This window comes from Rhodoferax sp. WC2427 (assembly GCF_040822085.1).
Taxonomy (GTDB): Bacteria; Pseudomonadota; Gammaproteobacteria; order Burkholderiales; family Burkholderiaceae_C; genus Rhodoferax_B.
The window spans coordinates 4,579,208-4,605,749 of record NZ_CP162006.1 but is presented as its reverse complement, the minus strand read 5'-3'; the positions used below and the strand labels follow the sequence as shown (position 1 = coordinate 4,605,749).

Sequence of the window (26,542 nt, the reverse complement as noted above, 5' to 3'; positions counted from 1 at the left end):
CCATGCCTTATCTACCTGCCTTCATTGCCCCCACCCGTTTCACCGACCCGGTTGCCGCGCTGGCCCAGGTACACCTGATTTACGACCTGCAGATCGCGCATTTGCGCCTGGCCATGCAGCGCTTTGTGGCGGGCGAAACCCTGCCCGGCCACGTGCGGGCCTGCTACCCGTTTGTACGCCTGCACACCGAAACGGTGGCCCGCGCCGCCGACCTGGAAGGCGCGCACCTGAGCTATGGTTTTGTGGCCGGCCCCGGCCGGTTCGAAACCACGCTGACCCGTCCCGACCTGTTCAACGGCTACCTGCTGGAGCAGTTCCGCCTGCTGCTGCAAAACCACCAGGTCGAGCTGGAAATCGGCACCAGCGCGCTGCCGATTCCCGTGCACTTTTCGTTTGCCGAGCACGACCACGTCGAAGGCCACATGGATGCCGAGCGCCGCATGCTGATGCGCGACGTATTCGACCTGCCCGACCTGGGCGCCATGGACGACGGCATTGCCAACGGCACCTACGAGCCGCGCCCCGGCGACCCGCAGCCGCTGGCGCTGTTTACCGCGCCCCGGGTGGACTATTCGCTGCACCGCCTGCGCCACTACACCGGCACCGGGCCCGACCATTTCCAGAACTTCGTGCTGTTTACCAACTACCAGTTCTACATCGACGAGTTCGTCCGCATGGGCCACGCCGCCATGGCCGACCCCACCAGCGAGTACTGCGCCTTTGTGGAACCCGGCAACGTCATCACCCGCCGCGTGGGCCTGCCCGCCGAGGCGCGCGATGCCCTGGGGGCCGCCCCGCCGCGCCTGCCGCAAATGCCGGCCTACCACCTGGTGCGCGCCGACAGTGCGGGCATCACCATGGTCAACATCGGCGTGGGCCCGGCCAATGCCAAGAACATCACCGACCACATCGCCGTGCTGCGCCCACATGCCTGGATCATGGTGGGCCACTGCGCAGGCCTGCGCAACACCCAGCAGCTGGGCGACTACGTGCTGGCCCACGGCTACGTGCGCGAAGACCATGTGCTGGACGAAGAGCTGCCGCTGTGGGTGCCGATTCCGGCGCTGGCCGAAATCCAGATGGCGCTGGAGCAGGCCGTGGCCGACGTCACCCAGGTGCAGGGTGCAGCGCTGAAAAGCATCATGCGCACCGGCACCGTGGCCAGTACCGACAACCGCAACTGGGAACTGCTGCCTAACAACCAACCGCAGCGCCGCTTCAGCCAGAGCCGCGCCGTAGCGCTGGACATGGAAAGCGCCACCATTGCCGCCAATGGCTTTCGCTTCCGGGTGCCCTACGGCACGCTGCTGTGCGTCAGCGACAAACCGCTGCACGGCGAGATCAAGCTGCCCGGCATGGCCAACCATTTCTACCGCGAGCGGGTCGACCAGCACCTGCGCATCGGCATCCGCGCCATCGAGCTGCTGCGTGCCCAGGGCATGAACCAGTTGCACAGCCGCAAGCTGCGCAGTTTTGCCGAAGTGGCGTTCCAGTAAGCCATGTTGCTCGACCTGCACAGCCTGCTGGTGATTGCCGCCGCCAACGTCGGAGTGGTGTCGCTGGCCTTGTTGGTGGTGATTGGCCGGGGGGCCAGCGCCGCCACGCGCTGTGTGCAAATCGCGCTGGTGGCCCTGCTGCTGGGCGGTGTAGCCGCCATCACCGCCAGCAGCGTCTGGACGGTGGTATTGGCGCCGCTGGCCCTGCTGTTTTTCAGCTTGGCGCTGTGGCTGTGGCACCGCGCCCTGGGCAGCTGGCTGGGCCACCGCACCCGCCCACCCACGCAGCGCAAAAAGCCGCACAAGCCACGTCGCCCGGACATGTTTTACGGACTGGACTACCGCTGGAGCGAGCGCGGCCTGCGCGTCTTGCTGGTGGCCGCGCCGCTGGGCTATGTGCTGGGCACGGCCAGCCCGGCCTTCCAGTGGGGCTGGTCCCACCTGTGCCTGGCGGTCATGCTGGTACTGGTGGCGGCGGCCACCCTGTTCCCGCTGCGGCATGTGGGCCGGGCCTGGCGCTGGGTGCTGTGCGCCAGTCTGTCGGTACTGGCGCTGGTGCTGCTGGTGCGCGGTCTGGTGGGCGTGTGGCGTGCCGACCTGCTGCGCCTGCCGGACCTGGCCATGGCGCTGGCGGTGAACATGGCCATGGTGGGCTCCATAGTGGCGCTGCTGGCCGCCTGGCGCGACGAGGCCAAGGCCCGCTTGCACAACCTGGCCATGACCGACGGGCTGACCGGCCTGTTGAACCGGCGCGGCTGGACGGAGCGTGCCGAGGCCATGTTCGCCAACGCCATGCGCTACCAGCAGCCGCTGACGCTGATGATGCTGGACATCGACCATTTCAAGCGTGTCAACGACACCTACGGCCACGAGGTGGGCGACACCGCACTCAAGCTGTTTGCCCGCCTGCTGCGCGAAAGCCGCCGCACCGGCGATCTGGTGGGCCGCCTGGGTGGGGAGGAGTTTTGCATCGTACTGGCCAACACCCACCGGTCGGCCAGCATCGGTTTTGATTTGCGCCTGCGCGCCATGCTGCAGCAGACCGCTGAAAAAGAGCTGGGCTTTCCGCTGGACTACAGCGCCGGGGTGGGTGTGCTCAAAGACGGCGACGCCACCCTGTCCGGCCTGATCGCCCGCGCCGACGCCGCGCTGTACGAGGCCAAGAAAGCCGGTCGTGGGCAGCTGGTGCAGTCGGGCGGCGGGGCCGGGTTGACGGTGATTTAGGGCAGCAGCCCTTGCAGTTGCGCGTACTGCAGCAGCAGAATCGTCTTGCCATCGCAGATGCGCCCATCGGCCACCATTTCCAGGGCCTCCGCAAAAGGCAGCTCCAGCACCTCGATGTCTTCGCCCTCGTGGTGCTCGCCGCCCCCATCCGACACCTTGTCGGCGGCGGTGTAGGCCCCGACAAAGAAATACACCTTTTCTGTCACCGAGCCCGGGCTCATGTAGGCCTCGAAGATCTTGCGCACGCCGTCGATGCGAAAGCCGGTTTCCTCCTCCACCTCGCGGCGGATGCAGGTGGCCGGGTCGTCCTGGTCCAGCAGGCCGGCGCAGGTTTCGATGAGCTGCCCGCTGGCGTTGCCGTTCACATAGGTGGGAAAGCGGAACTGCCGCGTCAGCACCACCGTGCCCTGGGCGGCGTTGTACAGCAGGATGGTGGCACCGTTACCCCGGTCGTAGGTTTCGCGGCTCTGGCGCTGCCAGCTGCCGTCGCGGCGGCGCAGCTCGAACGTGGTTTTTTTCAGCAAATACCAGTCGTGCGACAAAACCTTTTCTTCAACGATGCGGATGCTGTCAGTGGCGTGCATGGGGGCTCCGGTGGTGTGGGCCAAAGTCTACCGTATTCATGCAATTTCGTGCAACTTCAATGAAACTCGTGCAAAAATCCTGGCCATGCTGACCCAACAACGCAAACACCTCCTGCTCGACACCCTGCGCCGCGAGGGCCGCATCGTGGCGGCCGACCTGAGTGCCACCCTGGGCCTGTCGGAAGACACCATCCGGCGCGACCTGCGTGCGCTGGCCGCCCAGGGCCTGCTGCAGCGGGTGCACGGCGGGGCCTTGCCTGCGTCGCCTGCGGTGGCCAACTTTGCCGCGCGCAGCCAGCTGCAGATGCCGGGCAAGCAGGCGATTGCCGCCGCCGCTGCGGCCATGGTGCAGCCCGGCCAGGTGATGTTTATCGACGGCGGCACTACCTGCCAGCAGCTGGCGCTGCGCCTGCCGCCCACGCTGCAGGCCACCGTGGTCACGCACAGCCCGACCATCGCCCTGGCCCTGGTGGAGCACCCGCGCATCGAGGTGCAACTGCTGGGTGGGCGCTTGTTCAAGCACTCGGTGGTGGCCGTGGGCGCGGCGACGGTGGAGGCGATAGGCCGGGTGCGCGCCGACCTGTACTTCATGGGGGTGACCGGCATCAGCGCCCGGGTAGGCCTGAGCACCGGCGACATGGAAGAAGCCCACGTGAAGCGCGCACTGATGGCCCAGTCCGCCGAAACCTGGGTGCTGGCCTCGGCCGAGAAGCTGCACGCCGCCTCGCCCTACGTGATCGCCCCCTGCTCGGAGGCCACCGGCCTGGTGGTGGAGCCGGGCACCACCGACCAGGCGGTGGCGGCGCTGACGGCGCTGGGGTTGGCGCTGGTGCGGGGGTAGCGATTCTGGGCGGACTACTTTTTCACCGGCTCCTGCCCCAGCAGAGCCGCCTTCAGCCCGTGGTCTGCCGGGCTGCCGCCCACCCAGATGCCCAGCACCATGCCAAAAAACTCGGCGTCGCCCACCGGGTTGCCCTGGGGCTGGTCGCCGATAAAAAACAGCGTGCCCCGGCCGGGAATGAACTGCATGGCGAAGCTGTCGCCAGGGTTGAGCTTGCTGCGGCCCGAGAAGATTTCGACCAGGCGGTTGGACGACACGGTGTGCTTCAGCACCAGCTCTTTGGGGGCATTGGCCGACAGGCCCTTGATGAAAGCCAGGCCCAGGTCGGTGCCGGGCAGGTCGCGCAAGGCGGTGAAGCGCAGCAGCTTGGGGCCGGGCAGCGCCAGCAGCTCGTCGGGGGTGGTGACTTTTTGCGGGGTGTACAAGGCCATGTCGTAGACCTTGAACACCGCCCGGTAGCGGGTGCCCGCGCCGTTGAGCACCAGGGGGGTGCCCTGGACCTGGGCTTCGGTGGCAAAGGGGGTGCTGGGGGTGGCCGCCCAGGCGGGTGGCAGCAACAGGCTGGCGGCTAAGGCCAGGCTGGCGGGCAGCGTGGCGCGCACAAAACGGGTCATCGGGGTCGTTCTTCCAAAAGGGTTTCGACGCCAAGCTTACCGCCAGGGGCACTGCGCCGTCATCCCCCATTTTTAGGACAATTCAGCCTCTAGCGCTTATTAAATCAGCGTGAGGTGCTATGAATTTAGTAGTTTTTGGCTTCGGCCATCTGGGGCGATGGTTGCAGCTCGGCGCGCATGCGGGGCAGGCTCTGCGGATACTCGCGCTGCAGGAAATCCACCATGCCCTCGCGCACATCGCAGCGCACGCGCCACAGCAGGTCGGCGTTGGCGGCGGTCACTTCCATCCGCAGCTGGATGCCGTGGGCGGCGGTGTCCGTCACGTCCAGTTTGCAGTAGCGGCGGTCCCAGGCGGGCGAGGCGGCGCAGATGCGGTCCAGCGCGGTGCGCAGCGCGGGGACGGGCGTGGTGTAGTCCACCCACAGAAACACCGTGCCGATCAGTTCGGGGTTGCGGCGCGACCAGTTCTGGAACGGGTTTTCGATGAACCACTGCAGCGGAATGATGAGCCGGCGCTGGTCCCAGATTTTCAGCACCACGTAGGTGCCGGTGATCTCTTCCACCCGGCCCCATTCGCCCTGCACGATCAGCACGTCGTCGATGCGCAGCGGCTGGCCCAGGGCGATTTGCAGGCCCGCCACCAGGTTGCCCAGCACCGGCCGTGCGGCCATGCCCACGATGATGCCGACCACCCCGGCCGACGCCAGCAGGCTGGCCCCAAACTGCCGGGCCTCGGGAAAGGTCATCAGCATCGCCGCCAGCCCGGTCACCAGAATGCCGATGACCAGGGTGTTGGCCAGCACCTTGGCCTGGGTGTGCACGCGGCGGGCGTTGAGGTTGTCTTCGGCTTCCAGCGGGTACGAGGCGATCAGCCCCTGCACGGTGCCGTGCACCACGCGCAGGCCCAGCCAGGTCAGGCAGGCCAGCAGCAGCAGCACGTTGGCATGGCGCACCTCGGCGATCATCGGAAAGTCGCGCGGCGCAATCTGCCATACCGCCTGCAGTGCAATCAGCGGCAGCACAAAGCGCATGGGCGCGTGGCAGGCGTTGGCGATGCGCGAGGCCAGCGGCAGGCTGCGGGTGACCTTGCGCACCAGCGCGGCACCGATGGCGTGCAGCACCAGCGCCAGCACGATCGCCACGCCCGCCGACAACAGTATCCGCAGCGCCGAGTCGTCGGCCCACGCCACGAGCTGGTGGAAAGGCATCAAGCGCGGCGGGGTTTGACCAGCGCGGCGGCCTGCTTGGCGCGGGTGCGGGCCACCTCCACGTCGGCGTCAAAGGCCAGGGCCACGCCCATGCGGCGCTTCACAAAGCTCTCGGGCTTGCCGAACAGGCGGATGTCAGTGTTGGGCACGCGCAGCGCCTCGGCCACGCCGTCGAACACGATGCCCTGCGCATCCACACCGCCGTAGATCACGGCGCTGGCACCGGGCGACTTGAGCGCGGTGTTGACCGGCAGGCCCAGGATGGCGCGGGCGTGCAGCTCGAACTCGTTTTGCCACTGGGTGCACAGCGTGACCATGCCGGTGTCGTGCGGGCGCGGGCTGACTTCGCTGAACCACACCGCGTCGCCCTTCACAAACAGCTCTACGCCGAACAGGCCCTGGCCTCCGAGGTTGTCCGTCACCGCCTTGGCGATGGCCTGCGCGCGTTGCAGCGCCCGGCTGGGCATGGGGTGTGGCTGCCAGCTCTCCACGTAGTCGCCGCTGACCTGGATGTGGCCGATGGGTTCGCAGAAATGGGTTTCCACCGCGCCATCCGCGCCGTTCTCGGAGTTTGCAGCGCCTTCGCCGCTGCGGGCCCGCACGGTCAGCAGGGTGATCTCGTAGTCGAAGTCGATGAAGCCCTCGACGATGACCCGCCCATGGCTCACGCGGCCCCCGGCCATGGCCACGTCCCAGGCGGTTTGCACGTCGGCCGGGCCGCTGATCTTGCTCTGGCCCTTGCCCGAGCTGCTCATCACCGGCTTGACCACGCAGGGGTAGCCGGTGGTGCTGTCAATGGCGGCCTGCAGCTCGGCCAGCGAATCACAGAACACATAGGGGCTGGTCGGCAGGCCCAGCGTCTCGGCGGCCAGGCGGCGGATGCCTTCGCGGTCCATGGTCAGGCGGGCGGCGCGGGCGGTAGGGATCACACGCACCGTGCCCGCGGCCTCCAGCTCTTCCAGCATGGGGGTGGCGATGGCCTCGATCTCGGGCACCACCAGGTGCGGGCGCTCGGCTTCAATCAAGGCCTTGAGCTGGGCCGGGTCGCTCATGGTGATGGTGCGCGCATGGTGCGCCACCTGCTGGCCCGGCGCGTTGGCGTAGCGGTCTACCGCAATGGTCTCCACGCCCAGGCGCTGCAGCGCAATCAGCACCTCCTTGCCCAGCTCGCCGGAGCCGAGCAGCATGACTTTGGTGGCCGAGGGGGACAGGGGGGTGCCGAAGGGGCGCATGGCGGGGCTTTCATGGAATGCAAAACATCCCGCAACTTTACTGCAGGTGCGCTCCGGTGGATGCGGCGGCAAGAAGCTCTGGCAGGGCAGGCTGGCCAAGGACAGATGAAGTCACCTAAAATTTCTATTTGCTATCAAATTAAGAGCTTCTTGTGCCGGTGTGGTGAGCGCGAGCGGCCTACTTCATATAAATCCAGATTTACCGCCTGCGCACCCGCCGTTGCGAGTTGCGGGCGTGCGGTAGCCAGCCGTGCCAGTGCCAGCGCGACCACATCAGCAGGCCGCGCACCCATTCGTCGGCGGCGTAGGCAATGAAGATGCCGGGCAGGCCGAAGTTGCGGCCTAAAAAGTACGAGCCGCAGCCCAGCACCAGGGCAAACGAGCCCAGGCTGGCGGCCACCGGGTAGATCACGTCGCCGGTGGCCCGCAGCGCGCCGGTGATGATGAGGTTGAAGGCGCGGCCCGTCTCCAGCGCCACGGCGATCCACAGCAGGGTTTGGGCGGCGTGGATCACGTGCGGGTCCTTGGTGAAGATGTGCATCAGCCAGGGCGCGGCCAGCGCCGCCACCACGGCCATGCCGCCCGAGGCCATGAGGCCGTTGCGCAGGCCCTTGCGCACCAGGGCATGGGCCTGATTGAACTGGCCGCCGCCCACCAGCCGCCCCACCATGATCTCGCAGGCCCAGCCAATTGCCAGGCTGATCAGCAGCACGTAGCGCAGCAGTTGCAGGGTGTAGGCATGGGTGGCCAGCGCCACCACGCCCAGGCGCGCGGCCCCGGCCAGCGACACCATGAAGGCGGCGCGGTAGCCCAGCTCGGCGCTGGCACCGGGCACGCCGATGCGCAGCACCGGCCCCAGCACGCGCCACTGCAGCACCCACCAGTGGCGGGCGGTGGGCACCAGGGCCATGCGCTTGCGCCACAGCACCAGGTGCAGCCCCAGGCCGACGGCGCGGCTGATCACCAGGGCCACCGCAAAGCCGTACAGCCCCAGCCCCTCCCAAGGGCCGAAGCCCAGCATCAGCGGCACGGCCAGCGCCAGGTGGGTGCAGTGCATGACGACCATCACCTTGAGCGAGTCGCGGGCGTGCAGGTGGGCCCGCAGGATGGAGGCCATGGTGAGGTTGTAGCCGTCCAGCAGCGCCGCCGGGGCCAGCAGTTGCAGGTAGGGGCTGACCAGGGGCAGGATCTCGTCGGGCGCGTTCAGCAGGTCCAGAATCCAGTCGTTGGCCAGCACCAGCACGCCCACCACCAGCAAGCCCGCCCAGGTGCAGGCCCCCAGGCCCGCCAGCGCCGTGCGCCGCACCTGCTCCACCTGCTGGCCGCCCAGCAGCTGGGTGATGACCACGCCCATGCCGATGGCCAGCACCCGGAACACCACGTACAGCGTTTCCAGCACCTGGTTGGCCAGCCCCAGGCTGCCCGCGGCGCCGTCCGAGGTGTGCGAGGCCAGCCACAGCCCGGCGATGATGACGGTGTAGCCGAGCAGGAATTCGCCAAAGATGGGGCCAGCGATGGCGTTGAGCCGGGGGCGTTCGGGGAGGTGCATGGGGCGCTAGAAGATGAAACCATGCGTGCGATGGTTGAACCTGCATTCTTCCAAACAAATCAGCCTTGCGCCGCATCCTCGCGCAACATATCTGCGGCTTTTTCGGCCAGCATGGTGGTGGCCGCGGTGGTGTTGGCGCTGACGATGCGCGGCATGACGGACGCATCCACCACCCGCAGCCCGGCCATGCCGTGGACCCGCAGGCGGGCGTCGACCACGTCGGTATGTTCCCCATTCCCCCCGGGGCCCATGCGGCAACTGCCTACCGGGTGGTACACCGTGTCGGCGGTTTCGCGCAGCAGCAGTTCCAGCTCCAGCTCGCTCCGGGCGCGGGCCGACCGCTCGTGGCCGCCCCATGCCGCCATCGCAGGCTGGGCGCAAATGCGCCGCACCAGTTGGAACCCGCGCCGCAGCCGTTCCATATCTTCCAGCGCGCCCAGGAAGTTGGGGTCGATGTGCGGCGGGGCCAGCGGGTCTTTGCCGTTCAGGCGCACGCTGCCCCGGCTGGCAGGTTGCAGCACGCAGATGTGCACCGAATAGCCATGGCCCCACAGTGTCTTGCGGCCGTGGTCGGCCAGCTGGGCGGGCACAAAGTGCAGCTGCAGGTCGGGCTGGGGCTCCATCGGCTGGCTTTTGAGGAAGCCCCCGGCCTCGGCCAGGTTGCTGGTCAGCAAGCCGCTGCGGTCGCGCCGCCAGTCCCGCACGCCCCGGGCGATGCGGGCGATGCCGGTGGGCGAGATGCCCCACAAATCCTTGGCGTGGGCGGCTTTCACCACCTGCACCACATCCACGTGGTCGTGCAGATGCTGGCCCACACCGGGCAGGTGGTGCACGGTGGCAATGCCGTTGGCCAGCAACTGCGCGTGGTCGCCGATGCCCGACAGCATCAGCAGCTGCGGCGACTGCAGGGCCCCGGCGCACAGCAGCACCTCGCCCTGGGTGCGCAGCTGTTTCAGCTGCCCGTCCTGCATGAACTCCACGCCCACGGCGCGGCGGTTCTGGGTCAGGATGCGGGAGGTGTGCGCGCCAGTGAACACCTGCAGGTTGGGGCGACCCAGGTGGGGCGTGAGGTAGGCCTTGGCCGCGCTGCAGCGCTCGCCGTCTTTTTGCATCACCTGGTACAGGCCCACACCCTCCTGGCGGGCGCCGTTGAAATCGGCATTGGCGGCAAACCCGGCCTGCACCGCGGCCTGTACAAAGGCCTGGCTGGCGGGGTGGGGCTGCTGTAGATCGGTGACATGCAGCGGGCCATCGCCCCCGTGCCAGGCGTCCGCGCCCCGGCTATTGCTTTCGGCCCTTTTGAAATACGGCAGCACATCCGCATAGCCCCAGCCGGGGTTGCCCTGGGCCGCCCAGAAGTCAAAGTCGCCGGGCTGGCCGCGGGTGTAGACCATGGCGTTGACCGAGCTGCTGCCGCCCAGCACCCGGCCCCGCGGCTGGTAGCCACAGCGCCCGTTCAGCCCTGGCTGCGGCACGGTGGCAAAGCGCCATTGCGCCTGGCCGGTACGGGCCAGCAACGCGATGCCCGAGGGGCACTGCACCAGGGCGCTGTGGTCGCTGGGGCCGGATTCGAGCAGGGCGACGTGGATCGCCGGGTCTTCGCTCAGGCGCGCCGCCAGCACGCAGCCTGCCGCGCCGCCGCCAATGATGAGGTAGTCGAACATAGCTGGGGGGTGTTTATGATGAATGCTGCACTGCAACCAAATAATCTACTGGGAGTTCTCTATGAGCGGCATTTTGACAATCAACACCGTCGGCATTGTCGGCGCGGGGACCATGGGCAATGGCATTGCGCAAACCTGTGCGGCGGCGGGCCTGCAAGTGGTGATGGTCGACATCAGCGACGAGGCGGTGGCCAAGGGCCTGGCCACCATTGCAGGCAGCCTGGACCGGCTGATCAAGAAAGACAAGCTCACGGCAGCGGACAAGGGCGCCATCCTGGCCCGCATCAAAGGCTCCACCCAGTACAGCGACTTCGGCAGCGCCCAGCTGGTCATCGAAGCCGCCACCGAAAACTACGCCCTCAAGGTCAAGATCGTGCAGCAGCTCGACGCGCTGCTGGCCCCCGAGGTGCTGATTGCCTCCAACACCTCGTCCATCTCCATCACCAAGCTGGCAGCGGTGACCCAACGGCCCGACCGCTGCATCGGCATGCACTTCTTCAACCCCGTGCCGCTGATGGCGCTGGTGGAGATCATCCGCGGCCTGCAAACCAGCGATGCCACCCATGACGCGGTGCACGCCATGGCCGCCGTGCTGGGCAAGACCCCCATCACCGTCAAGAACGGCCCCGGCTTCGTGGTCAACCGCATCCTGATGCCGATGGTCAACGAGGCGCTGTTCGTGCTGGCCGAGGGTGTGGCCACGCCGGAAGACATTGACGCCGGCATGAAACTGGGCTGCAACCAGCCCATCGGCCCGCTGGCCCTGGCCGACATGATTGGCCTGGACGTGTGCCTGGCGGTGATGGAAGTGTTCTTGACCGAATTCGGCGACAGCAAGTACCGCCCCTGCCCGCTGCTCAAAGAGCTGGTGGCCGCAGGCCGCCTGGGACGCAAGACGGGGCAGGGCGTGTACACCTACTAAACGGACCGCCAGCGCACTTCGGTGCGTGGGTAAATTAAATTGTGCAAAATTTAATTGCGCGCTATAATTCAACCCATGCCAACGAACACCCTCACTGTCGACGAAACACTGAAACTGGACAACCAGCTGTGTTTTGCGCTGTATTCCGCGTCGTTGGCCATGACCAAGCTGTACAAGCCGCTGCTCAAGGCTCTGGGCCTCACCTATCCGCAGTATTTGGCGATGCTGGTGCTGTGGGAGCGCGATGGCCAGATGGTGTCCGAACTGGGCGAGCGCCTGTCGCTGGACTCCGGCACGCTGACCCCGCTGCTCAAGCGCATGGAAGCTGCGGGCTGGATCAGCCGCCAGCGCGATGTGCAGGACGAGCGCCGGGTGTTCATCACCCTGACTCCCGCAGGCCGCACGCTCAAGACCGAGGCGGCCAAGATACCGCCATGCATCCTTAGCGCCAGCCAGTGCACCGTCCCTGAAATCATTTCCCTCACGCAGCAAGTCCAGGCACTGCGGGAGCGTTTAACCACCGCCTGACACTTTTTTCAACCCAAGGAAGCACCATGCCCACCAAACTCGACAAAGTGATCTACACCGCCCACGCCCACACCACCGGTGGCCGCGAAGGCCAATCGGCCAGCAACGACGGCCTGCTGGCAGTCAAGCTCTCGCCCCCGAAAGAAATGGGCGGTGCGGGCACGGGCACCAACCCCGAGCAGCTGTTTGCCGCGGGCTACTCGGCCTGCTTCATGGGTGCGATGAAGCATGTCGCCGGCATGAAGAAGATCACTGTGCCTGCAGACGCCTCGATTGACGCCTCCGTGGACATCGGCCCCATCCCCGCAGGCTTTGGCATCGCCGCCACGCTGGTCATCAACCTGCCCGGCATGGACCGCGCTGTGGCCCAGGACCTGATCGACACCGCCCATGGCGTGTGCCCCTACTCCAACGCGACCCGCGGCAATATCGAAGTCACGCTGACTTTGGCCTAATCCCCAGCCTGCCCTCGCAAGAGGGTGTGCTCCAACGCCCGCGCCATTTGCCTGGCGCGGGCGTTTTGCTGTGGAGCAGCGACAATCGCCCCATGTCCAACCCCTTAGATTCCTCCGGCCTGTCTGCCGTTTCCCACGATTACCAGGCCCTGACCCCCGACGTGGTGATGGACGCGCTGGCCAGCGTCGGCCTGTTTGGCGATGGCCGCCTGATGGCGCTCAGCTCGTACGAAAACCGGGTCTACCAGGCGCAGCTGGAAGACGGCAGCGTGGTGGTGGCCAAGTTCTACCGGCCTGGGCGCTGGAGCCAGGCGCAGATTCTGGAAGAGCACAGCTTTGCCGCCGAACTCATGGCCGCCGAGATCCCCGCCGTGGGCCCGTTGGTGCTGCAGGGGGCCACGCTGCACCAGTTTGCCGGATTCGCCTTCAGCGTCAGCCCCAGCAGGGGTGGCCGCGCGCCCGAGCTGGACGACTTCGAGGTGCTGGAGTGGATTGGCCGTTTCCTGGCCCGCATCCACACCGTAGGGGCCAAACATGCGTTTGTGCACCGCCCGGCGCTGGACCTGGAGACTTTTGGCCTGCACTCGCGCGACTGGCTGGTGAAGCACCAGATCGTGCCGCTGGACGTGCAGGGCCCGTGGCAAAAGGCCTGCACCGAAGCTCTTGATTTGATAGCTGCTAGCGCTCTACCTATAAGCGCTGGAGGCCTAAAAGACCCTCAAATAAAAACCCTGCGGCTGCACGGCGACTGCCACCCCGGCAACATCCTCTGGACCCCCACCGACCGCCCCGGCGGCGGCCCGCATTTTGTCGATCTGGACGATGCCCGCACCGGCCCGGCGGTGCAGGACCTGTGGATGCTGCTGAGTGGCGACCGCGCCCAGCGCACCGGCCAGCTCAGCGGCCTGGTCGATGGCTATGAGCAGTTCCGCAGCTTTGACCGCCGCGAGCTGGCCCTGATCGAGCCGCTGCGCACCCTGCGCCTGATCCACTACAGCGCCTGGCTGGCCCGCCGCTGGAGCGACCCGGCCTTCCCGGTTAACTTTCCGTGGTTTGGCAGCAGCGACTACTGGGTTGGCCAGGTCAACATGCTCACCGAGCAGATCGAAGCCATGCAGGAAGAGCCGCTTTACGTATGACGGCGGTTTTTTTGCAACGCGCAGGCATTGCGTGGCCCCCCCGCTGGGCCGACGCGGTGCCACTGGCCGAATACCTGTCTTACCGCGTGGGAACCTACCTGCTGCTCAACGTGGTGGAAGACCCGGCCTGGCTGGCCTGGGCGTTCTGCTGAATCTCAAACCGCGACGGCAGCGGAAACATCTGTTGCAGCGCATCCCGCACCCGGGCCAGACGCGGGTCGTGGGGCAGGGCATCGTCGGTGGTGTCGTTGATGCAGAAGAAGGCCAACTGGCCGTTGCGGGCCACCAGCCGGTCCAGGTCTTGCGTGGTGTCGGCATCGCTGGTGCACAGGTACTGGTGGGCGTATTCGCGCAGCCGGGCGTGGCCCTGGGCCAGGGCCCAGCGCAGCAAGAAGTCGGAGACGATGGCGGGCTTGTCCCAGGCACGGAACACGGTGGAGCGCACCCGGGCAAACATGTCCGGGGCCAGCTGCTCCAGCGTGGTCAGCAGCGACTTGCACATCGGCCGGGGCGCGTGCGCAAAGGTGCGAAAGGTGTGCTGGTAGCCGGGCACGGGGTGCGCCCGCAGCCACTGGATGGAGCGGCGGCAGGCGTTGTCCAGCGCGGTGGCATCGGGGCGCAGGGGCTCATCGCTCACTGGCGGTTCGTCCGACCAGGACACCCACACGCCGCCGGGCCAGAACCAGTCGTCCAACACCACTGGTGCGCCAAAAAACACGTCGTCGTTCAGATAAAAGTAACGCTCCGACAGGCCGGGAATGCGGTGGATGTAGGACTCGATGTGGCCTGAATCGAAGGTGGGCAGGCTGCTGGCGGGGATCAGGTCGCGGTGGTCCACCACGCTGATGCCCGGCACGGCGGCCAACCAGGCCGGGGATTGCGCGTCGGTGACCAGGTAAATGTGGCCGTGGTCGGGGAAAAAACGCTCCAGCGCGCGCAGGCTATGGCGCAGCTCGTCGTTGTCGCGAAACCGTCCTTCCACGTTGGCGTAGGCGGCCATGCGGGTGTGGCTGTGCAGCGTGGCGGCGGCTTGCTGGCGCTTGGCGCGCCACAGCGGATCGTTGCCGTTGACCCAGAGGTAAACGATGTCGATGGGGCCGGCAGACAGGGGGGGAAATGGGGAGTGCAACCCACCATGTTAGCGGGATTTGGACAGATTCTTGCGGCTGCCATCTGGCTGCTATTTTTTACAAATGCAAGTGTATATTGCATATTGTTTATATATTTTTGTATCCACAAAAAAATCTTTAAATACTATCGTGCGGTGTGAACATCTGTAACTCATCTCCGTGAGAGTACACCCCCATGAAATCGATTGTTTTGGCCCTGGGCCTGGTCTATAGCCTGGGCCAGGCCCAGGCGAGTCTGGTGTTATTTGATGACATCCATACAGCGGTAGCCGCCCGCATTTCCGATGGGTACCAGAATTTCAACCGCGTCAACTTTGCGGTTCAGAACCCGGCCACGGGCGCAAGCGCCGGGTTTGCCAACGCCGGCGTCTCGCCCGATTCCGTGGCGTTCAACCGCCATAGCTCCACTGCCATGCTGTTGGGCGCGCGGTGGCCGCCGGGCAGTCCGCCCAACCCGGTGGCCAACGACTTTGTGTTCTACAGCGCGTATTTCACCGCGGTGTATCTGCATGGGTTGAACATCCACCTGACCGGTTACCTGGACGGCGCGCAGGCGTACCTGCAAACCACCATTACCGACACCGATGCGGCACGGATGTCTGACTCCCATGCGAAGGCCGATGCCCTGTACGCCAGCGCCGACGGCGGCAGCCGCGCGGGCATTGCGGTGGACACACTGCGGGGCATCGGCGAGCTGTCTGAGGCCAGCATCTCGGCCTTGCCGGGGGTCGGCATGGGGAGTCTTACCTGGTCGCGTCCCCGCGCCCGGTAATTATTAGCGTACACATTTGTTGCACACCTCGAAGTGTGCAGAAACTTACGACAGAAAGGCGCCAAGGCCGGGCGGGGATGTCATACTTCCAGCGGAGACAATTCTTCCCACCGATGGACCTATGGCCGACCCTGACCCGCGCACGTCGTTGCCGAATTTACACAACTTGCTGGTCCAGCGGGGTGCCTTGCCGCCCGCCGAAGCCGTCGCGCTGGCCCTGGACCTGCTGGATGCTTTGCTGGCCGCGCATGCTGCGGGGCGGCCCCACATGCCGCCCACCACGGCCACTGTGCAGGTCGATGCCACCGGCCGGGCCCATCTGGCCAACTCTGCTGACTTCACCGACACCGCATTCGCGTCTGCCGCCCTGCCGCAAGACGATGTGGCGGCTGTGGGCCATGTGCTGGAAGCCATGCTGGCCGGTCCGCACGGCGATGGGGTGCAGGGGGACGACGATCTGCTGGCCATCGTGGCCCAGGCCCAGGCCCTCGACGCCCAGCGCACCCCCAGCCTGCAGGCCCTGCGCCGGGCCCTGTCACAGTGGGCTGACAGTACGCTGCACGCGCCGCTGAGTGCCTTGCCCGGTACCCCGGGTGCCCCTGGCGCCGCGGGCAACAGCAATCTGGACGCGCTGATGGCCCGCATGCGCTTCAAGAGCGATTTCCCAGCCATGTCGGATGCGGTGGTGCGCATCCAGGGCATGGCCAGCTCGGAAACCGAAAGCATCGCCAGCTTCACCAATGAAATTCTGAAAGACGTGGCGCTGACCAACAAGCTGCTGCGCCTGGTCAACAGCGCCCATTTCGCAGCCCGGGGTGGCAGTATCAACACCGTGTCGCGGGCGGTCAGCCTGGTGGGCTTCAACGGCGTGCGCAACATGGCGATGAGCCTGGTGCTGCTGGAGCACATGCGCGACAAGGCCCATGCCCAACTGATCAAGGACGAATTCCTGCGTGCGCTGATGGCGGGCTCGATTGCGGTGGAGCTGTGCGCCGAAGCCCGCGAGAACGAAGAGGCCTTCATCGCCGCCATGTTCCAGAATCTGGGCCGCATGCTGGCCGAGTTCTACTTTGCCGACGAAGCCCGCGCCGTGCGCCACCTGGTGGGCGCCAGCTACAAGCCGCAGTCCGAAGCCCGTGCCTCCGCCAGCGTGCTGGGGGTGGACTTTGAAACCCTGGGCCTGGCCGTGGCCAAAGCCTGGGGCCTGCCCGAAGCCATCCAGCACAGCATGCGCAGGCCGCGGGGCGAGCCGCCGCTGCGCCCGCCGGTGCAGGCCGTCGAACGGCTGCGCTGGATTGCCCTGGTGGCCAACGACATGGCCGACATCCTGCTGCGCGCCCCGCCCCGCGAGCTGGAGCTGCGGCTGGCGCAGGAGGCCGGGCTGTACGCCAAAACCCTGGGCATCCGTCCCCAGCAGGTGCGCCAAGCCACCGTGGCGGCGCGCAAGAAGCTCATCGACATGGCCGGTGTCATGGAGCTCAGTGTGCTGGAAGGCTCCGCCGCCGCCCAGTTGCTGCAGCACCCTGACGAAGACATCGCCGCCCACCTCGCTCCCATCGCCGACAAAGCCGAGCCGCCCGATGCCCTGGCACCCCTGGCGCTGCAGGCCACGCCGTCCCCTGCGCCCGACGGGGGCCAACCCACAGTGGCACCTAGCGTCGCCGATGTGCTGTCGGCCGGCATCCAGGACATCAGCCAGGCCATGGTCGACGACTTCAAGCTCAGCGACGTGCTGCGCATGATCCTGGAAACCATGTACCGTGCCATGGGCTTCCAGCGCGTGGTGTTTTGCCTGCGCGACCCCAAAGCCGATGCCCTGACCGGCCGCTTTGGCCTGGGGGCTGGCATGGAGGGGATGGGTCGCATCGACAGCCTTGTCAATGCCTTCCACATCACCCTCAAGGCCAGTAGTCTGGACCTGTTCAGCACCGTCTGCCTCAAAGGCGTGGACACCCTGATCAGCGATGCCACCGAGCCGCGCATTGCCCAGCGCCTGCCCGCCTGGTACCGCAGCCAGGTTCATGCACCCACCTTTTTGCTGCTGCCGCTGGTGATCAAGGGCAAGCCCTTTGGCCTGGTCTATGCCGACATGGCCGAAAAAGGCCTGCTGCCGCTGGACGAGCAGGAGCTGGCCCTGCTGCGCACCCTGCGCAACCAGGCCATCATTGCCTTTCGCCAATCCGTGTAGATAGGCACCCCCGGGCTCCAGTGCTGCGGTGTTTCTGGAAGGGGTGTTTTTTCGATTCTTACATGCGTTTTAGGCCGCTTGTGCTTATTCCATGAGCGTGAGTAGCTATAAATTAGATAGTGTGTATGCCATGGCAATCTGGCGGGCCACCCAGTCGCCGTCGTCCAGCGGCAGGTCGTGTCCTGCGGTGGGGTGCACTTGCAGGCGGCACTGCCACTGCCGGGCCAGGGCCCGGGAGCAGGCGACCGACACCAACTGGTCTTGGGCGCTGGCCAGCAGCAGGGTGGGGGTGGCCAGGGCGGCGGGTGCCCGGTAGCGGGCGGCGGCCAGCAACTGGCGCAGGGCGTTGGTGCGGGTCACGGGGTGCTGGGCGCGCAGGGCCTGCCACTGCGGCAGCACCGCGTCGTGCCCGCCATTGCTGGTGATGCGCAGGATGCCACGTTCCCAATCTTCAGGGCTGGCGCCTGTCAACACCAGCCGCAGCAGCAAGCCGTAATTGCGGGGCCGCAGCCGCTGGTAGAACGGGCTGAACGGGCGCAGGCTGGTGTTGATCAGCACCTGCGCCGCCACCTCGTCGGGGTGCGCCGCCGACCAGGCCACGGCCACCATCGCGCCCAGCGACATCCCCAGCAGGTGGTAGGGCGGTGGCAGCCAGCGGCGGTCCAGTTCGGCGCGGCAGTGTGCCACCATGTCCTGCACCCGTGTGGGGCTGGCGTGCGGGTACAGGCTGCCGTTGCCGGGCAGGTCCAGCGCCACCACCTCGCAGCCGGGGAGGGCGTTTTCAAACTGCGGTATGAACGCACCCCAGTGGCCACTCTCACGGACCAGGCCGCGCAGGAAGATCCAGGTGCTCACGCGTGGCTCCCGTACCAGTCGTGCCGGGCCTGGGCGTGGTGGTAGGTGCGCAATTCGGCATCCGGCAGCCACAGCCGGTGCCCGTGGGCGGCGCGGGCCAGAAAGTCCAGCAACGACTGGTGCTGGCGCAGCACCCGCTGCTGCCGGTGGGCGATCAGCGGGTTGAAGATGCCGTGGCGCGAGAACAGCTGGCGCGGGTTCTTCTTCACCCACAGCCAGGAACCCATCTCCAGGGTCAGCGGCAAAAAGATGCGCCCGGGCTGCGCGCAGGCCTGCTGGTACAGGTGGTCCCACAGGTCACCGTGCGCCAGGTACTGCAGGCTTTGCGGCTCAAAGATGTAGCGGTAGTGGCTGTGCGAGGCGGTAAAGATGGCTTGAAGCGCATGCATCTCCGCCAGATGGGTGATCGGCGTGCGGGTGTGGGCGTAGGGGAACCACAGCCGGTCGCGGGTGCCAAAGCCCGAATGGCAGTCCACCGACAGACTGAAGTTGCGCGACAGCAGCTCGGCCTGGACCACTTCGCACACGGCCTGGTTCTCCGCCTCCATCGCCGCGCCAAAGGCCCCACGAAACCACGGTAGCCGCGCACTCATCCGTTGCCCTCCCACCAGGAACGGCACGGGGTCCTGCGCATCTACCGGCGCGTTGCGCATCAAGTCCACCCCTCGCGGATTGGCCCGCGTGCCCAAGGCCATGCCACCAGGGTTCACGATGGGCATGAACACCAGGCGCACGGATTCCAGTTGGCGGTGCAGGGCACTGTCCCAGGCCAACCGCTCCACCAGGCTGTGCAGATGGGCAATCACCACGCCCGCGCCGATGCGTTCCAGCCCGTGCACGCCACCAAAGTAGCCCACGGCGGGCACGTCCAACGCCGGATTGCCCAGCGTGACACACACCACCGGGTAGCGGGCACCGCCGGGCAGGTCCACGCTGCAGACGGTGCGTGCTTGCAGGTGGTTGCCGCCCAGCGCGATGGTGCGCTCCAGCGCGTCTAGCTCGGGCAGCTCAATGGGGGTAGGGTGGGGCACAGCGGCCAGGATACCCAGGCGGGAGCTGTTGCAGCGCTTTATCCAGCGCACTGTGCGGTTATTGCACACGGTCACGACCCTGTCACGCGGCAGGTTTAGGGCGATACGGTATTTTTGTATACCTTGTGTTGATTTGTACCGGGTTGTATAGATTGTCCATTTTTGCGCTAAAACAGGCAACGCGCGCCGTCGGGTGCGCCCACGCTCGGTCATCAGCCCCAGAATTCAGACCGGGGTCGACGATGAATATTTTGTATGGCGACCTTCAAATATCCGAGAAATAAACAATGGCTGGATGGAATAAATACCTGATATTCGGCATATTGGCGTCTCTGTGTATTCCGCTGGCAGATGGACTTGGTGGGCGCGATATTCTCTACTTTTTTATTGTTTTGTATGGCATGTCGGGCGTGTTTTATGGCGTCTTAAGCCATAAGCCGATTGCGGTAGGCCCATGGGCTTATTTTCTGCTTGCAATATTTTTTCAGTTTTCCGGGGCGCTCATCCAGGCTGACACCGATGTCAGTGGGATTTTTGGCTCTAGGTTGTCGCTGGCGGACGGCTTTCTTTTGTCTGGCCATATGTGTTTGGTGGTGGCATTGTGGCAGTTTGCATGCACATTGCACCGGGAATTTCCAAGACATGGTTTTTTCCAGGGATGCATTCTGGCTACGAGTTTGATTTTGACCGGTTGGCAGTTTCTTTTTCTTCCCACCATCGTGGAGTATGGGTTCTCGATAGACCAACCCCAGATATTCAGAATGGTGTATCCCACCATGTCTTATGTCGAGGTCGGCATGCTGCTCTGGGTATGGACCAGCAGCAAGGCCTATAAATCAACCGTCTTCACCCTGCTTTCCGTGGCGACCGTCTTGTTTGCCGCAGGAGAGTCATTTTTTCATGGTACCAGTTCCAGTTTGGGTGTTCCCACCAATTTGAATCTTTTATTATGGCTATTGGCCTATGTGACCTTTGGCGCGCTGGCATTGCACCCAGAAATGAAGCAACTGTCATATCCTAGGCCGAGTGAAGAAAGTAGCCACGTCAACAACGTGCTGACCCTGTTATTGCCTTTGGTTTTGTTGTTGCCCGTGACCCTGTTGGTTATTTACTTTAAAGAACTGCATCCTGCAACTGTGGGTATATTGGGTGGATTTTTTTTAGTGATGGTTCTTGGTTGGTACCAGTTGCGATTGTCCATTCAGAATATTGTTCGTGCCAATCTGCAGTTGGAAGAGCAAAATAGGATTGACTATCTGACAGGTATCCCCAATCGAAAGCATATTGAGCAGGTAATCGAGGCGAGTACGTACCAGTTGGATAAAAGGAATGGACTGCTGCTGATCGATATTGATGGATTTAAATCGATCAACAATATTTTTGGTTTCCATGTGGGGGATTTGATTATTAAGGCGATTGCTGACCGCCTGTATGCTGATATTTCAAAAAATGGAAATCATTTCGCCAGAGTCGATGGCGATGAATTTGCACTTTTAATGCTGAACGCTGAAAACAGGCGGGCAATTGAGGCGCAAGCCTGGCAGATCCATCGGCTATTGGAGAATCCTGTCACCGTCAATGGCGTGGTGATACGCGTCATGTGCAGTATTGGAGTATCCATTGATTATGGTTTTGAGAAGTTAAATTTTGCGTCTATGTTGAAGGAGAGCGAACGTGCACTGGGATGGGCAAGAGAAACTCAATCCCAGGTGGAAGTTTATGATAAGAGCAAAGATATTGCCGAAGACAAGAGCTGGGTGCTGACGGATTTTCGCGGGGCGGTGACCGCATGCCAATTGATTGTTTATTACCAGCCGAAAATACATGCGAGTACCAAAAAGGTGATCGGGGTAGAAGCATTGATCCGGTGGCACCATCCCCAGCGAGGCTTGGTAATGCCCTATGAATTTATCCAACAAATTGAAACTACGGATTTGGCGCACCAATTGTTCACATTGGTGCTTCACGACGCGGCCAAGCAGTGGCATATTTGGAGCGACCAGGGCCTGGTTCTCAGTATTGCACTCAATGTGGTTGCCAGAGACATCATGGGCTTCGATCTTGTGAAGGAAATCAGGGGTGTGCTGGAGCAAACCAACATGCCTGCCAAATACCTGGAAATCGAAATTACCGAATCGAGCGCCCTTTCTGATCCTGTGCACGTTAAAAAGGTATTGTCTGCTTTGATGAATTTGGGCGTGAAAATCAGTATCGATGATTATGGTACGGGCTACAGTTCCTTGCTCCATTTGCAGCAATTGCCACTCCACTTTCTTAAAATAGACCAGCAATTTATCCGGCAAATGCGAGACCACCAATCCAGTGCGACGATCGTGAGTTCGACCATGGAGTTGGCCAAGAATTTGAATGTAGAGGTTATTGCCGAGGGTGTTGAAGATATGTGGGTGTACCAAAAACTCCTTTCGCTGGGCTGTTATGGCGTGCAGGGCTTCCTGTTTTCGAAAGCGGTTGTAGCCGAGAGCATCGTCCAGGTGGTTCAGGAGATCGAATCGGCACCGGTGGCCATTGGCGACGGCACAACCCGAGGCTATTGAGCCCGGGGGCTGCGCTACAGGTGGTCATGCCCCTGTCACGTGGCCGGTTTAGGGTGGCTTTCTGTCTGGGAAAGGAGCCCGATCATGGTCTTGTTACGCAAAGTGGCGGTCATGCGCCTGGTGGCAGTGCCCGCCTGTCTGGTGTGGGGTTTGTGGGAGCTGTGCGCCTTGCAACGGGCGCGCTGGCAATGCGCCAGGAGGGAATGGGTTTGAAGGCAAAATCGGGGCTGCCACAGACAACATCCGCGGAGCACACCCAACCCCATGGCCCACCCCGTCCACGCGCCGCAAGCCTTCACCACGACCGTGCAGCCGCGCAGTCTGGGCGATCGCGTTTTTGCCGGTACCGCCGACCCGGCCATCCTGGCTGCCCGTGTCCGCCAGGCGATGCCGTGGTGGGTGACACAGGTACAGACAGCATCCACCGGTATGGTGCGCCTGGAACTGCAACGGCCTGCCCATGGCACGCTATGCCACCACCTATGGCGGTACGTCGCATGGGGCCTGAACAATGGTGCCCGGCACATCTGTAGCCGGGCCAACGCACTGCACGCCCGCGCTGCCGACAAGGCCGCGGCCGGACCATGAGCACGCGCGTCGGAGACGACATCACCTTCCGCCGGCTGGAGGTTTTTTTGGCCTTCATGCAAGAAGGTAATCTGACGCGCACGGCCGAGGTGCTGGACACCAGCACGGTCAGCGTGCACCGGGCCTTGCATGCCTTGGAGGAAGGTTTGCGCTGTGCGTTGTTTCGCCACGAAGGCCGCAACCTGATCCCGACCCAGGCGGCGCAGGTGCTGGCCGAGGCGGCCAAGGACGTGCTGCACCTGATGGCCGAGGGCGTGCGCGCCACGCGCGAGGCGGCGGGTTACGCGTCTGACCAGATCCGCATCGGCTCGCTCTACTCGTTGACCATCAAGACCGTGCCGACCCTGCTGATCGCCCTGAAAGTGCGCAAGCCGGAGCTGCAGCCCGAGCTGGTGTTGGGCTCGAACGCGGTGCTGCTGCGCAAGCTGGCCCAGGGCGCGATCGATGCGGCGCTGATGGCCATTCCCGACGACGCGCCCGACATCGAATCGCTGCCGCTGTTTGAGGACGAAATCTACTTTGCCGCCCCGGTGGGCTCGCGCTACGCCGAGATGGAGGCGGTGGACCTGGGCCGTTGCGCGGACGAGCGCTTCGTCAGCCTGACCGAAGGTTTTGCCACCTACAAGGGCTTCCAGGAGGCCTTCCGCATCGCCGAATTCACGCCCAATGTGGTGATGCAGACCGGCGACATTTTTTCGCTGATGAACCTGGTCAGCGGTGGCCTGGGCTGCACGCTGCTACCAGGCCGGGTGCGCGATGTGTTCCAGCACAAGGTGCAGCTGATTCCGCTGCAAGCCAAATACGCCATGCGCCAGACCATCGGGCTGAACTTTCTGCGCACGCGTGAGCGCGATCCCAATCTGCTGACCTTGTTGTCGGTCTGCCGCCTGTCCCAAGCCCACCTCGCCTGACACGGCCCAAAGGGTTAACCCCCGATTGTTTCGCTGGGCGTAAACATTCCCGCTTCCTGTTAATTGTTCTGTCTGCACTGGCTCGGTACATTCCCTCCCAAGAAGTCCTGCAGGGCCGAAATGCCCGGCAAGGCTTCCCAGAAATAGCGCTGACATGCGCCATAACCAGGAGACAGACATGATCATTTACGGCACCGCATTGCTGGCAGCCTGCCACTTGCTCGGTATTTTTTTAGGTGACCTGCTGGGCCAGGCCATGGGGGTCAAAACCAATGTGGGCGGGGTCGGCATCGCCATGCTGCTGCTGATTTTTGCGCGCCTCTACATGCAGAAGCACAACATCCTGCCCAGGCCCACCGAGGTGGGTGTGGAGTACTGGGGCGCCATGTACATCCCGGTGGTAGTGGCCATGGCGGCCCAGCAGGATGTGGTGTCGGCCCTGCGTGGCGGGCATCTGGCGCTGTTGTCGGCGCTGGGAGCGGTGGGCTTGTGCGCCGTCGTCATCTCCCTGATCAACCGCACGGAAAAGCCCTCTGAAGAGGCCGATGCCGTCGCGCTGCCAACGGCAGGTCCTACCCCCCACGCAAAGTAAACACCATGCTCGAAATTCTCCAAAAAGCCGCCGCCAGCAACGGCCTCGTTACCGCCTTCGCCATCGTTGGCCTGGTGGTCTTGCTGTCCAACTTCATCTCGCGCAAGCTGACTTTTGGGCGGGTGCATGGCTCGGCCATCGCCATCGTCATCGGGCTGGTGCTGGCCTACTGGGGTGGTACCCAGACCGGCGGGCACAAGGGCCTGGCCGATATGTCGCTGTTTGGTGGTATCGGCCTGATGGGCGGGGCCATGCTGCGCGACTTTGCCATCGTCGCCACCGCTTTCGAAGTGCAGGCCACCGAAGCCCGCAGGGCCGGTCTGATCGGGGTGGTCGCCCTGGTGCTGGGCACCGTGCTGCCTTTCATCGTCGGGGCCAGCATCGCCTGGAGCTTTGGCTACACCGATGCCGTCAGCATGACCACCATCGGCGCGGGTGCCGTCACCTACATCGTCGGCCCGGTCACCGGTGCGGCCATTGGTGCCAGCCCCGACGTGATGGCGCTGAGCATCGCCACCGGCCTGATCAAGGCGATTCTGGTGATGGTGGGCACCCCGGTGGCCGCGCGGTTTCTGCGCCTGAAAACACCCCGCTCGGCCATGGTGTTTGGCGGGCTGGCGGGCACCGTGAGCGGTGTATCGGCCGGGCTGGCCGCCACCGACCGCAAGCTGGTGCCCTACGGCGCGCTGGTCGCCACTTTCCACACCGGCCTGGGCTGCCTGATGGGCCCGTCGGTTCTGTTTTTTGCCACCAAAGCGCTGGTGGGATAAGGATCACGTGATGGACCGTTTGAACTGGAACACCAAGGCCGACAACCGCGCCGCCCGGCTGGCGCGGGCCGCCCAGGCGCTGGGGCCGCAGCTGCGTGGCAAGCATGTGGCCACCGCGGCCATCGGTGCGCTGCTGGAGGCCGTGATCGAGCCCGGCGACCGCGTCTGCCTGGAGGGCAACAACCAGAAGCAGGCCGACTTTCTGGCCCAGGCCCTGGTGCAGGTGGACCCGCAAAAAGTCCATGGCCTGCACATGGTGCAATCCGTGCTGGCGCTGCCGGAGCACCTGGATATCTTCGAGAACGGCGTGGCCAGCAAACTGGACTTCAGCTTCTCCGGCCCGCAGGGCGCGCGGCTGGCGCGGTTGGTGTCTACCGGGCGCATCCAGATCGGTGCCATCCACACCTACCTGGAGCTGTTCGCCCGCTATTTTGTGGACCTGACCCCCAAGGTGGCGCTGGTGGCGGCGCATGCGGCCGATGCCGAGGGCAACCTCTACACCGGGCCCAACACCGAGGACACCCCGGCCATCGTCGAGGCCACAGCCTTCTCGGGTGGCATTGTCATCGCCCAGGTCAATGAGCTGGTGGACGGCAACACCACGCTGCCGCGCATCGACATTCCGGCGGGCTGGATCAGCTTTGTGGTGAAAGCGCCGCGCCCCAATTTGATCGAACCTCTGTTCACCCGCGACCCAGCGCAGATCAGCGAAATCCAGGTGCTGATGGCCATGATGGCCATCAAGGGCATCTACGCCGAATACGGGGTGGAGCGGCTGAACCACGGCATCGGCTTCGACACCGCCGCCATCGAACTGCTGCTGCCCACCTACGCCGAATCGCTGGGGCTCAAGGGCAAGATCGCCAAGCACTGGGCGCTGAACCCGCACCCGGCGCTGATCCCGGCCATCGAGGCGGGCTGGGTCGAATCCATCCACTCCTTCGGCTCCGAGCTGGGCATGGAGGACTACATCCGCGCCCGCTCCGACGTGTTCTTCACCGGCCCCGACGGCAGCCTGCGCAGCAACCGGGCCTTCAGCCAGGCGGCGGGCCATTACGCCTGCGATCTGTTCATCGGCTCCACCCTGCAGATCGACCTGGACGGCAACAGCTCCACCGCCACCCTGGGCCGCATCGCCGGGTTTGGCGGCGCACCCAACATGGGGGCCGATGCCCGGGGCCGCCGCCACGCCAGCCCGGCCTGGCTGAAAGCCGGCCGTGAAGCCCGCGCAGGCCGCAGCGGCGCCGCGGGCACGCCGCGTGGGCAAAAGCTGGTGGTGCAGATGGTGGAAACCTTCCGCGAACACATGCAGCCTGCGTTTGTGGACCGGCTGGACGCCTGGACGCTGCAAGAGCAAGCGGGCATGGCCCTGCCACCCATCATGGTCTATGGCGACGACGTCACCCACATCCTCACCGAAGAAGGCATTGCCAACCTGCTGCTGTGCCGCAGCGATGCCGAGCGCGAGCAGGCCATCCGTGGCGTGGCCGGTTACACGGCGGTCGGTCTGGCGCGCGATAAGCGCGCGGTCGAAAACCTGCGCGACCGCGGCATCATCCGCCGCCCGCAAGACTTAGGCATCGACCCCCGCGATGCCACCCGCAACCTGTTGGCCGCCCGCAGCATGCGCGACCTGGTGCGCGCCTCCGGCGGGCTGTACCAACCGCCCAAACGTTTCAGAAACTGGTAAGAGG

The 26,542-nt window shown here is 64.7% G+C and carries 26 protein-coding genes; 17 read left to right on the top strand and 9 right to left on the bottom strand.

All coding sequences use genetic code 11. The annotated features are described in order from the left end of the window. Nucleotides 1-2 precede the first annotated feature (2 nt). Both AB3G31_RS21475 and AB3G31_RS21470 read left to right on the top strand, forming a co-directional pair. Nucleotides 3-1,496, top strand: coding sequence for an AMP nucleosidase (locus AB3G31_RS21475; RefSeq protein WP_367848071.1), 1,494 nt, complete (start codon nt 3-5; stop codon nt 1,494-1,496). A gap of 3 nt (nt 1,497-1,499) precedes the next feature. Beyond that, nucleotides 1,500-2,720, top strand: a complete 1,221-nt coding sequence (locus AB3G31_RS21470) for a diguanylate cyclase (protein ID WP_367848070.1) — start codon at nt 1,500-1,502, stop codon at nt 2,718-2,720. On the opposite strand, the gene nudK is transcribed toward AB3G31_RS21470, so the two are convergent. Then, nucleotides 2,717-3,304, bottom strand: a complete 588-nt coding sequence (gene nudK, locus AB3G31_RS21465; protein ID WP_367848069.1) for a GDP-mannose pyrophosphatase NudK — start codon at nt 3,302-3,304, stop codon at nt 2,717-2,719. The genes AB3G31_RS21470 and nudK overlap by 4 nt on opposite strands. Nucleotides 3,305-3,389: 85 nt before the next feature. Between nudK and AB3G31_RS21460 the strand changes: the two genes are divergently transcribed. Next, entirely contained in the window at nt 3,390-4,145 is a 756-nt protein-coding gene (locus AB3G31_RS21460) for a DeoR/GlpR family DNA-binding transcription regulator (protein ID WP_367848068.1), read from the top strand. Between the two features lie 14 nt (nt 4,146-4,159). Here AB3G31_RS21460 and AB3G31_RS21455 read toward each other — a convergent pair whose 3' ends face one another. From AB3G31_RS21455 to AB3G31_RS21435, 5 genes are all read right to left on the bottom strand, one after another. Further along, a complete protein-coding gene (locus AB3G31_RS21455) occupies nt 4,160-4,759 on the bottom strand; it encodes a chalcone isomerase family protein (protein ID WP_367848067.1) in 600 nt (199 codons plus the stop codon). Nucleotides 4,760-4,884: 125 nt separating this feature from the next. Beyond that, the gene (locus AB3G31_RS21450; RefSeq protein WP_367848066.1) at nt 4,885-5,967 is read right to left on the bottom strand and encodes a mechanosensitive ion channel family protein; all 1,083 of its coding nucleotides are present in this window, start codon (nt 5,965-5,967) and stop codon (nt 4,885-4,887) included. Next, nucleotides 5,967-7,199 (bottom strand): formate-dependent phosphoribosylglycinamide formyltransferase, encoded by a 1,233-nt coding sequence (gene purT, locus AB3G31_RS21445; protein ID WP_367848065.1) that lies wholly within the window; start codon nt 7,197-7,199, stop codon nt 5,967-5,969. Before purT ends, AB3G31_RS21450 begins: the two co-directional genes overlap by 1 nt. Before the next feature lie 199 nt (nt 7,200-7,398). Beyond that, on the bottom strand, nt 7,399-8,748 hold the full coding sequence (locus AB3G31_RS21440) for an MATE family efflux transporter (protein ID WP_367848064.1): 1,350 nt from the start codon (nt 8,746-8,748) through the stop codon (nt 7,399-7,401). A gap of 59 nt (nt 8,749-8,807) precedes the next feature. Then, nucleotides 8,808-10,412: a GMC family oxidoreductase gene (locus AB3G31_RS21435; RefSeq protein WP_367848063.1), complete on the bottom strand. Its 1,605-nt coding sequence runs from the start codon at nt 10,410-10,412 to the stop codon at nt 8,808-8,810. A gap of 73 nt (nt 10,413-10,485) precedes the next feature. On the opposite strand from AB3G31_RS21435, the gene AB3G31_RS21430 reads away from it, so the two are divergent. From AB3G31_RS21430 to AB3G31_RS21410, 5 genes are all read left to right on the top strand, one after another. Then, nucleotides 10,486-11,334 (top strand): 3-hydroxybutyryl-CoA dehydrogenase, encoded by an 849-nt coding sequence (locus tag AB3G31_RS21430; protein WP_367850397.1) that lies wholly within the window; start codon nt 10,486-10,488, stop codon nt 11,332-11,334. 75 nt (nt 11,335-11,409) lie between these two features. Beyond that, complete coding sequence (locus AB3G31_RS21425; protein WP_367848062.1) at nt 11,410-11,862, top strand: MarR family winged helix-turn-helix transcriptional regulator; 453 nt, start codon at nt 11,410-11,412, stop codon at nt 11,860-11,862. A 26-nt stretch (nt 11,863-11,888) separates the two neighbouring features. Then, on the top strand, nt 11,889-12,317 hold the full coding sequence (locus AB3G31_RS21420) for an organic hydroperoxide resistance protein (protein ID WP_367848061.1): 429 nt from the start codon (nt 11,889-11,891) through the stop codon (nt 12,315-12,317). 92 nt (nt 12,318-12,409) lie between these two features. Continuing rightward, a complete protein-coding gene (locus AB3G31_RS21415; protein ID WP_367848060.1) occupies nt 12,410-13,456 on the top strand; it encodes a serine/threonine protein kinase in 1,047 nt (348 codons plus the stop codon). Beyond that, complete coding sequence (locus AB3G31_RS21410) at nt 13,453-13,608, top strand: hypothetical protein (protein WP_367848059.1); 156 nt, start codon at nt 13,453-13,455, stop codon at nt 13,606-13,608. The genes AB3G31_RS21415 and AB3G31_RS21410 overlap by 4 nt, the downstream gene beginning before the upstream one ends. On the opposite strand, the gene AB3G31_RS21405 is transcribed toward AB3G31_RS21410, so the two are convergent. Next, a complete protein-coding gene (locus tag AB3G31_RS21405) occupies nt 13,551-14,585 on the bottom strand; it encodes a Stealth CR1 domain-containing protein (RefSeq protein WP_367848058.1) in 1,035 nt (344 codons plus the stop codon). The genes AB3G31_RS21410 and AB3G31_RS21405 overlap by 58 nt on opposite strands. Nucleotides 14,586-14,761: 176 nt before the next feature. Between AB3G31_RS21405 and AB3G31_RS21400 the strand changes: the two genes are divergently transcribed. Together AB3G31_RS21400 and AB3G31_RS21395 are read left to right on the top strand one after the other, a co-directional pair. Beyond that, complete coding sequence (locus AB3G31_RS21400; protein ID WP_367848057.1) at nt 14,762-15,358, top strand: hypothetical protein; 597 nt, start codon at nt 14,762-14,764, stop codon at nt 15,356-15,358. Between the two features lie 121 nt (nt 15,359-15,479). Beyond that, nucleotides 15,480-17,546 carry an HDOD domain-containing protein gene (locus AB3G31_RS21395; protein WP_367848056.1) on the top strand — a complete coding sequence of 689 codons (2,067 nt, stop codon included), beginning with the start codon at nt 15,480-15,482 and terminating at the stop codon, nt 17,544-17,546. A gap of 105 nt (nt 17,547-17,651) precedes the next feature. Here the strand turns inward: AB3G31_RS21395 and AB3G31_RS21390 are convergent, their stop codons facing one another. Then, on the bottom strand, nt 17,652-18,401 hold the full coding sequence (locus AB3G31_RS21390; protein WP_367848055.1) for an alpha/beta fold hydrolase: 750 nt from the start codon (nt 18,399-18,401) through the stop codon (nt 17,652-17,654). Further along, on the bottom strand, nt 18,398-19,432 hold the full coding sequence (locus AB3G31_RS21385; RefSeq protein ID WP_367848054.1) for a M14 family zinc carboxypeptidase: 1,035 nt from the start codon (nt 19,430-19,432) through the stop codon (nt 18,398-18,400). The genes AB3G31_RS21390 and AB3G31_RS21385 overlap by 4 nt, the downstream gene beginning before the upstream one ends. Before the next feature lie 287 nt (nt 19,433-19,719). On the opposite strand from AB3G31_RS21385, the gene AB3G31_RS21380 reads away from it, so the two are divergent. From AB3G31_RS21380 to mdcA, 7 genes are all read left to right on the top strand, one after another. Then, nucleotides 19,720-21,987: a putative bifunctional diguanylate cyclase/phosphodiesterase gene (locus tag AB3G31_RS21380; protein ID WP_367848053.1), complete on the top strand. Its 2,268-nt coding sequence runs from the start codon at nt 19,720-19,722 to the stop codon at nt 21,985-21,987. Nucleotides 21,988-22,071: 84 nt separating this feature from the next. Beyond that, nucleotides 22,072-22,200, top strand: coding sequence for a hypothetical protein (locus AB3G31_RS21375; protein ID WP_367848052.1), 129 nt, complete (start codon nt 22,072-22,074; stop codon nt 22,198-22,200). Nucleotides 22,201-22,251: 51 nt separating this feature from the next. Next, entirely contained in the window at nt 22,252-22,575 is a 324-nt protein-coding gene (locus tag AB3G31_RS21370; RefSeq protein ID WP_367848051.1) for a hypothetical protein, read from the top strand. Further along, nucleotides 22,572-23,486, top strand: a complete 915-nt coding sequence (locus tag AB3G31_RS21365; protein WP_367848050.1) for a LysR family transcriptional regulator — start codon at nt 22,572-22,574, stop codon at nt 23,484-23,486. Before AB3G31_RS21370 ends, AB3G31_RS21365 begins: the two co-directional genes overlap by 4 nt. A gap of 178 nt (nt 23,487-23,664) precedes the next feature. Next, the gene (madL, locus tag AB3G31_RS21360; RefSeq protein WP_367848049.1) at nt 23,665-24,078 is read left to right on the top strand and encodes a malonate transporter subunit MadL; all 414 of its coding nucleotides are present in this window, start codon (nt 23,665-23,667) and stop codon (nt 24,076-24,078) included. Between the two features lie 5 nt (nt 24,079-24,083). Then, the gene (madM, locus tag AB3G31_RS21355; protein WP_367848048.1) at nt 24,084-24,848 is read left to right on the top strand and encodes a malonate transporter subunit MadM; all 765 of its coding nucleotides are present in this window, start codon (nt 24,084-24,086) and stop codon (nt 24,846-24,848) included. 10 nt (nt 24,849-24,858) lie between these two features. Then, nucleotides 24,859-26,538 carry a malonate decarboxylase subunit alpha gene (gene mdcA / locus AB3G31_RS21350; protein ID WP_367848047.1) on the top strand — a complete coding sequence of 560 codons (1,680 nt, stop codon included), beginning with the start codon at nt 24,859-24,861 and terminating at the stop codon, nt 26,536-26,538. Nucleotides 26,539-26,542 lie beyond the last annotated feature (4 nt).

What these genes read in the sequence shown, in the direction of transcription:
- AB3G31_RS21475 (WP_367848071.1), top strand. Translation starts at nt 3, where the DNA reads ATGCCTTATCTACCTGCCTTCATTGCCCCCACCCGTTTCACCGACCCG.
- AB3G31_RS21470 (WP_367848070.1), top strand. Translation starts at nt 1,500, where the DNA reads ATGTTGCTCGACCTGCACAGCCTGCTGGTGATTGCCGCCGCCAACGTC.
- nudK (WP_367848069.1), bottom strand. Translation starts at nt 3,304, where the DNA reads ATGCACGCCACTGACAGCATCCGCATCGTTGAAGAAAAGGTTTTGTCG.
- AB3G31_RS21460 (WP_367848068.1), top strand. Translation starts at nt 3,390, where the DNA reads ATGCTGACCCAACAACGCAAACACCTCCTGCTCGACACCCTGCGCCGC.
- AB3G31_RS21455 (WP_367848067.1), bottom strand. Translation starts at nt 4,759, where the DNA reads ATGACCCGTTTTGTGCGCGCCACGCTGCCCGCCAGCCTGGCCTTAGCC.
- AB3G31_RS21450 (WP_367848066.1), bottom strand. Translation starts at nt 5,967, where the DNA reads ATGCCTTTCCACCAGCTCGTGGCGTGGGCCGACGACTCGGCGCTGCGG.
- purT (WP_367848065.1), bottom strand. Translation starts at nt 7,199, where the DNA reads ATGCGCCCCTTCGGCACCCCCCTGTCCCCCTCGGCCACCAAAGTCATG.
- AB3G31_RS21440 (WP_367848064.1), bottom strand. Translation starts at nt 8,748, where the DNA reads ATGCACCTCCCCGAACGCCCCCGGCTCAACGCCATCGCTGGCCCCATC.
- AB3G31_RS21435 (WP_367848063.1), bottom strand. Translation starts at nt 10,412, where the DNA reads ATGTTCGACTACCTCATCATTGGCGGCGGCGCGGCAGGCTGCGTGCTG.
- AB3G31_RS21425 (WP_367848062.1), top strand. Translation starts at nt 11,410, where the DNA reads ATGCCAACGAACACCCTCACTGTCGACGAAACACTGAAACTGGACAAC.
- AB3G31_RS21420 (WP_367848061.1), top strand. Translation starts at nt 11,889, where the DNA reads ATGCCCACCAAACTCGACAAAGTGATCTACACCGCCCACGCCCACACC.
- AB3G31_RS21415 (WP_367848060.1), top strand. Translation starts at nt 12,410, where the DNA reads ATGTCCAACCCCTTAGATTCCTCCGGCCTGTCTGCCGTTTCCCACGAT.
- AB3G31_RS21410 (WP_367848059.1), top strand. Translation starts at nt 13,453, where the DNA reads ATGACGGCGGTTTTTTTGCAACGCGCAGGCATTGCGTGGCCCCCCCGC.
- AB3G31_RS21400 (WP_367848057.1), top strand. Translation starts at nt 14,762, where the DNA reads ATGAAATCGATTGTTTTGGCCCTGGGCCTGGTCTATAGCCTGGGCCAG.
- AB3G31_RS21395 (WP_367848056.1), top strand. Translation starts at nt 15,480, where the DNA reads ATGGCCGACCCTGACCCGCGCACGTCGTTGCCGAATTTACACAACTTG.
- AB3G31_RS21380 (WP_367848053.1), top strand. Translation starts at nt 19,720, where the DNA reads ATGGCTGGATGGAATAAATACCTGATATTCGGCATATTGGCGTCTCTG.
- AB3G31_RS21375 (WP_367848052.1), top strand. Translation starts at nt 22,072, where the DNA reads ATGGTCTTGTTACGCAAAGTGGCGGTCATGCGCCTGGTGGCAGTGCCC.
- AB3G31_RS21370 (WP_367848051.1), top strand. Translation starts at nt 22,252, where the DNA reads ATGGCCCACCCCGTCCACGCGCCGCAAGCCTTCACCACGACCGTGCAG.
- AB3G31_RS21365 (WP_367848050.1), top strand. Translation starts at nt 22,572, where the DNA reads ATGAGCACGCGCGTCGGAGACGACATCACCTTCCGCCGGCTGGAGGTT.
- madL (WP_367848049.1), top strand. Translation starts at nt 23,665, where the DNA reads ATGATCATTTACGGCACCGCATTGCTGGCAGCCTGCCACTTGCTCGGT.
- madM (WP_367848048.1), top strand. Translation starts at nt 24,084, where the DNA reads ATGCTCGAAATTCTCCAAAAAGCCGCCGCCAGCAACGGCCTCGTTACC.
- mdcA (WP_367848047.1), top strand. Translation starts at nt 24,859, where the DNA reads ATGGACCGTTTGAACTGGAACACCAAGGCCGACAACCGCGCCGCCCGG.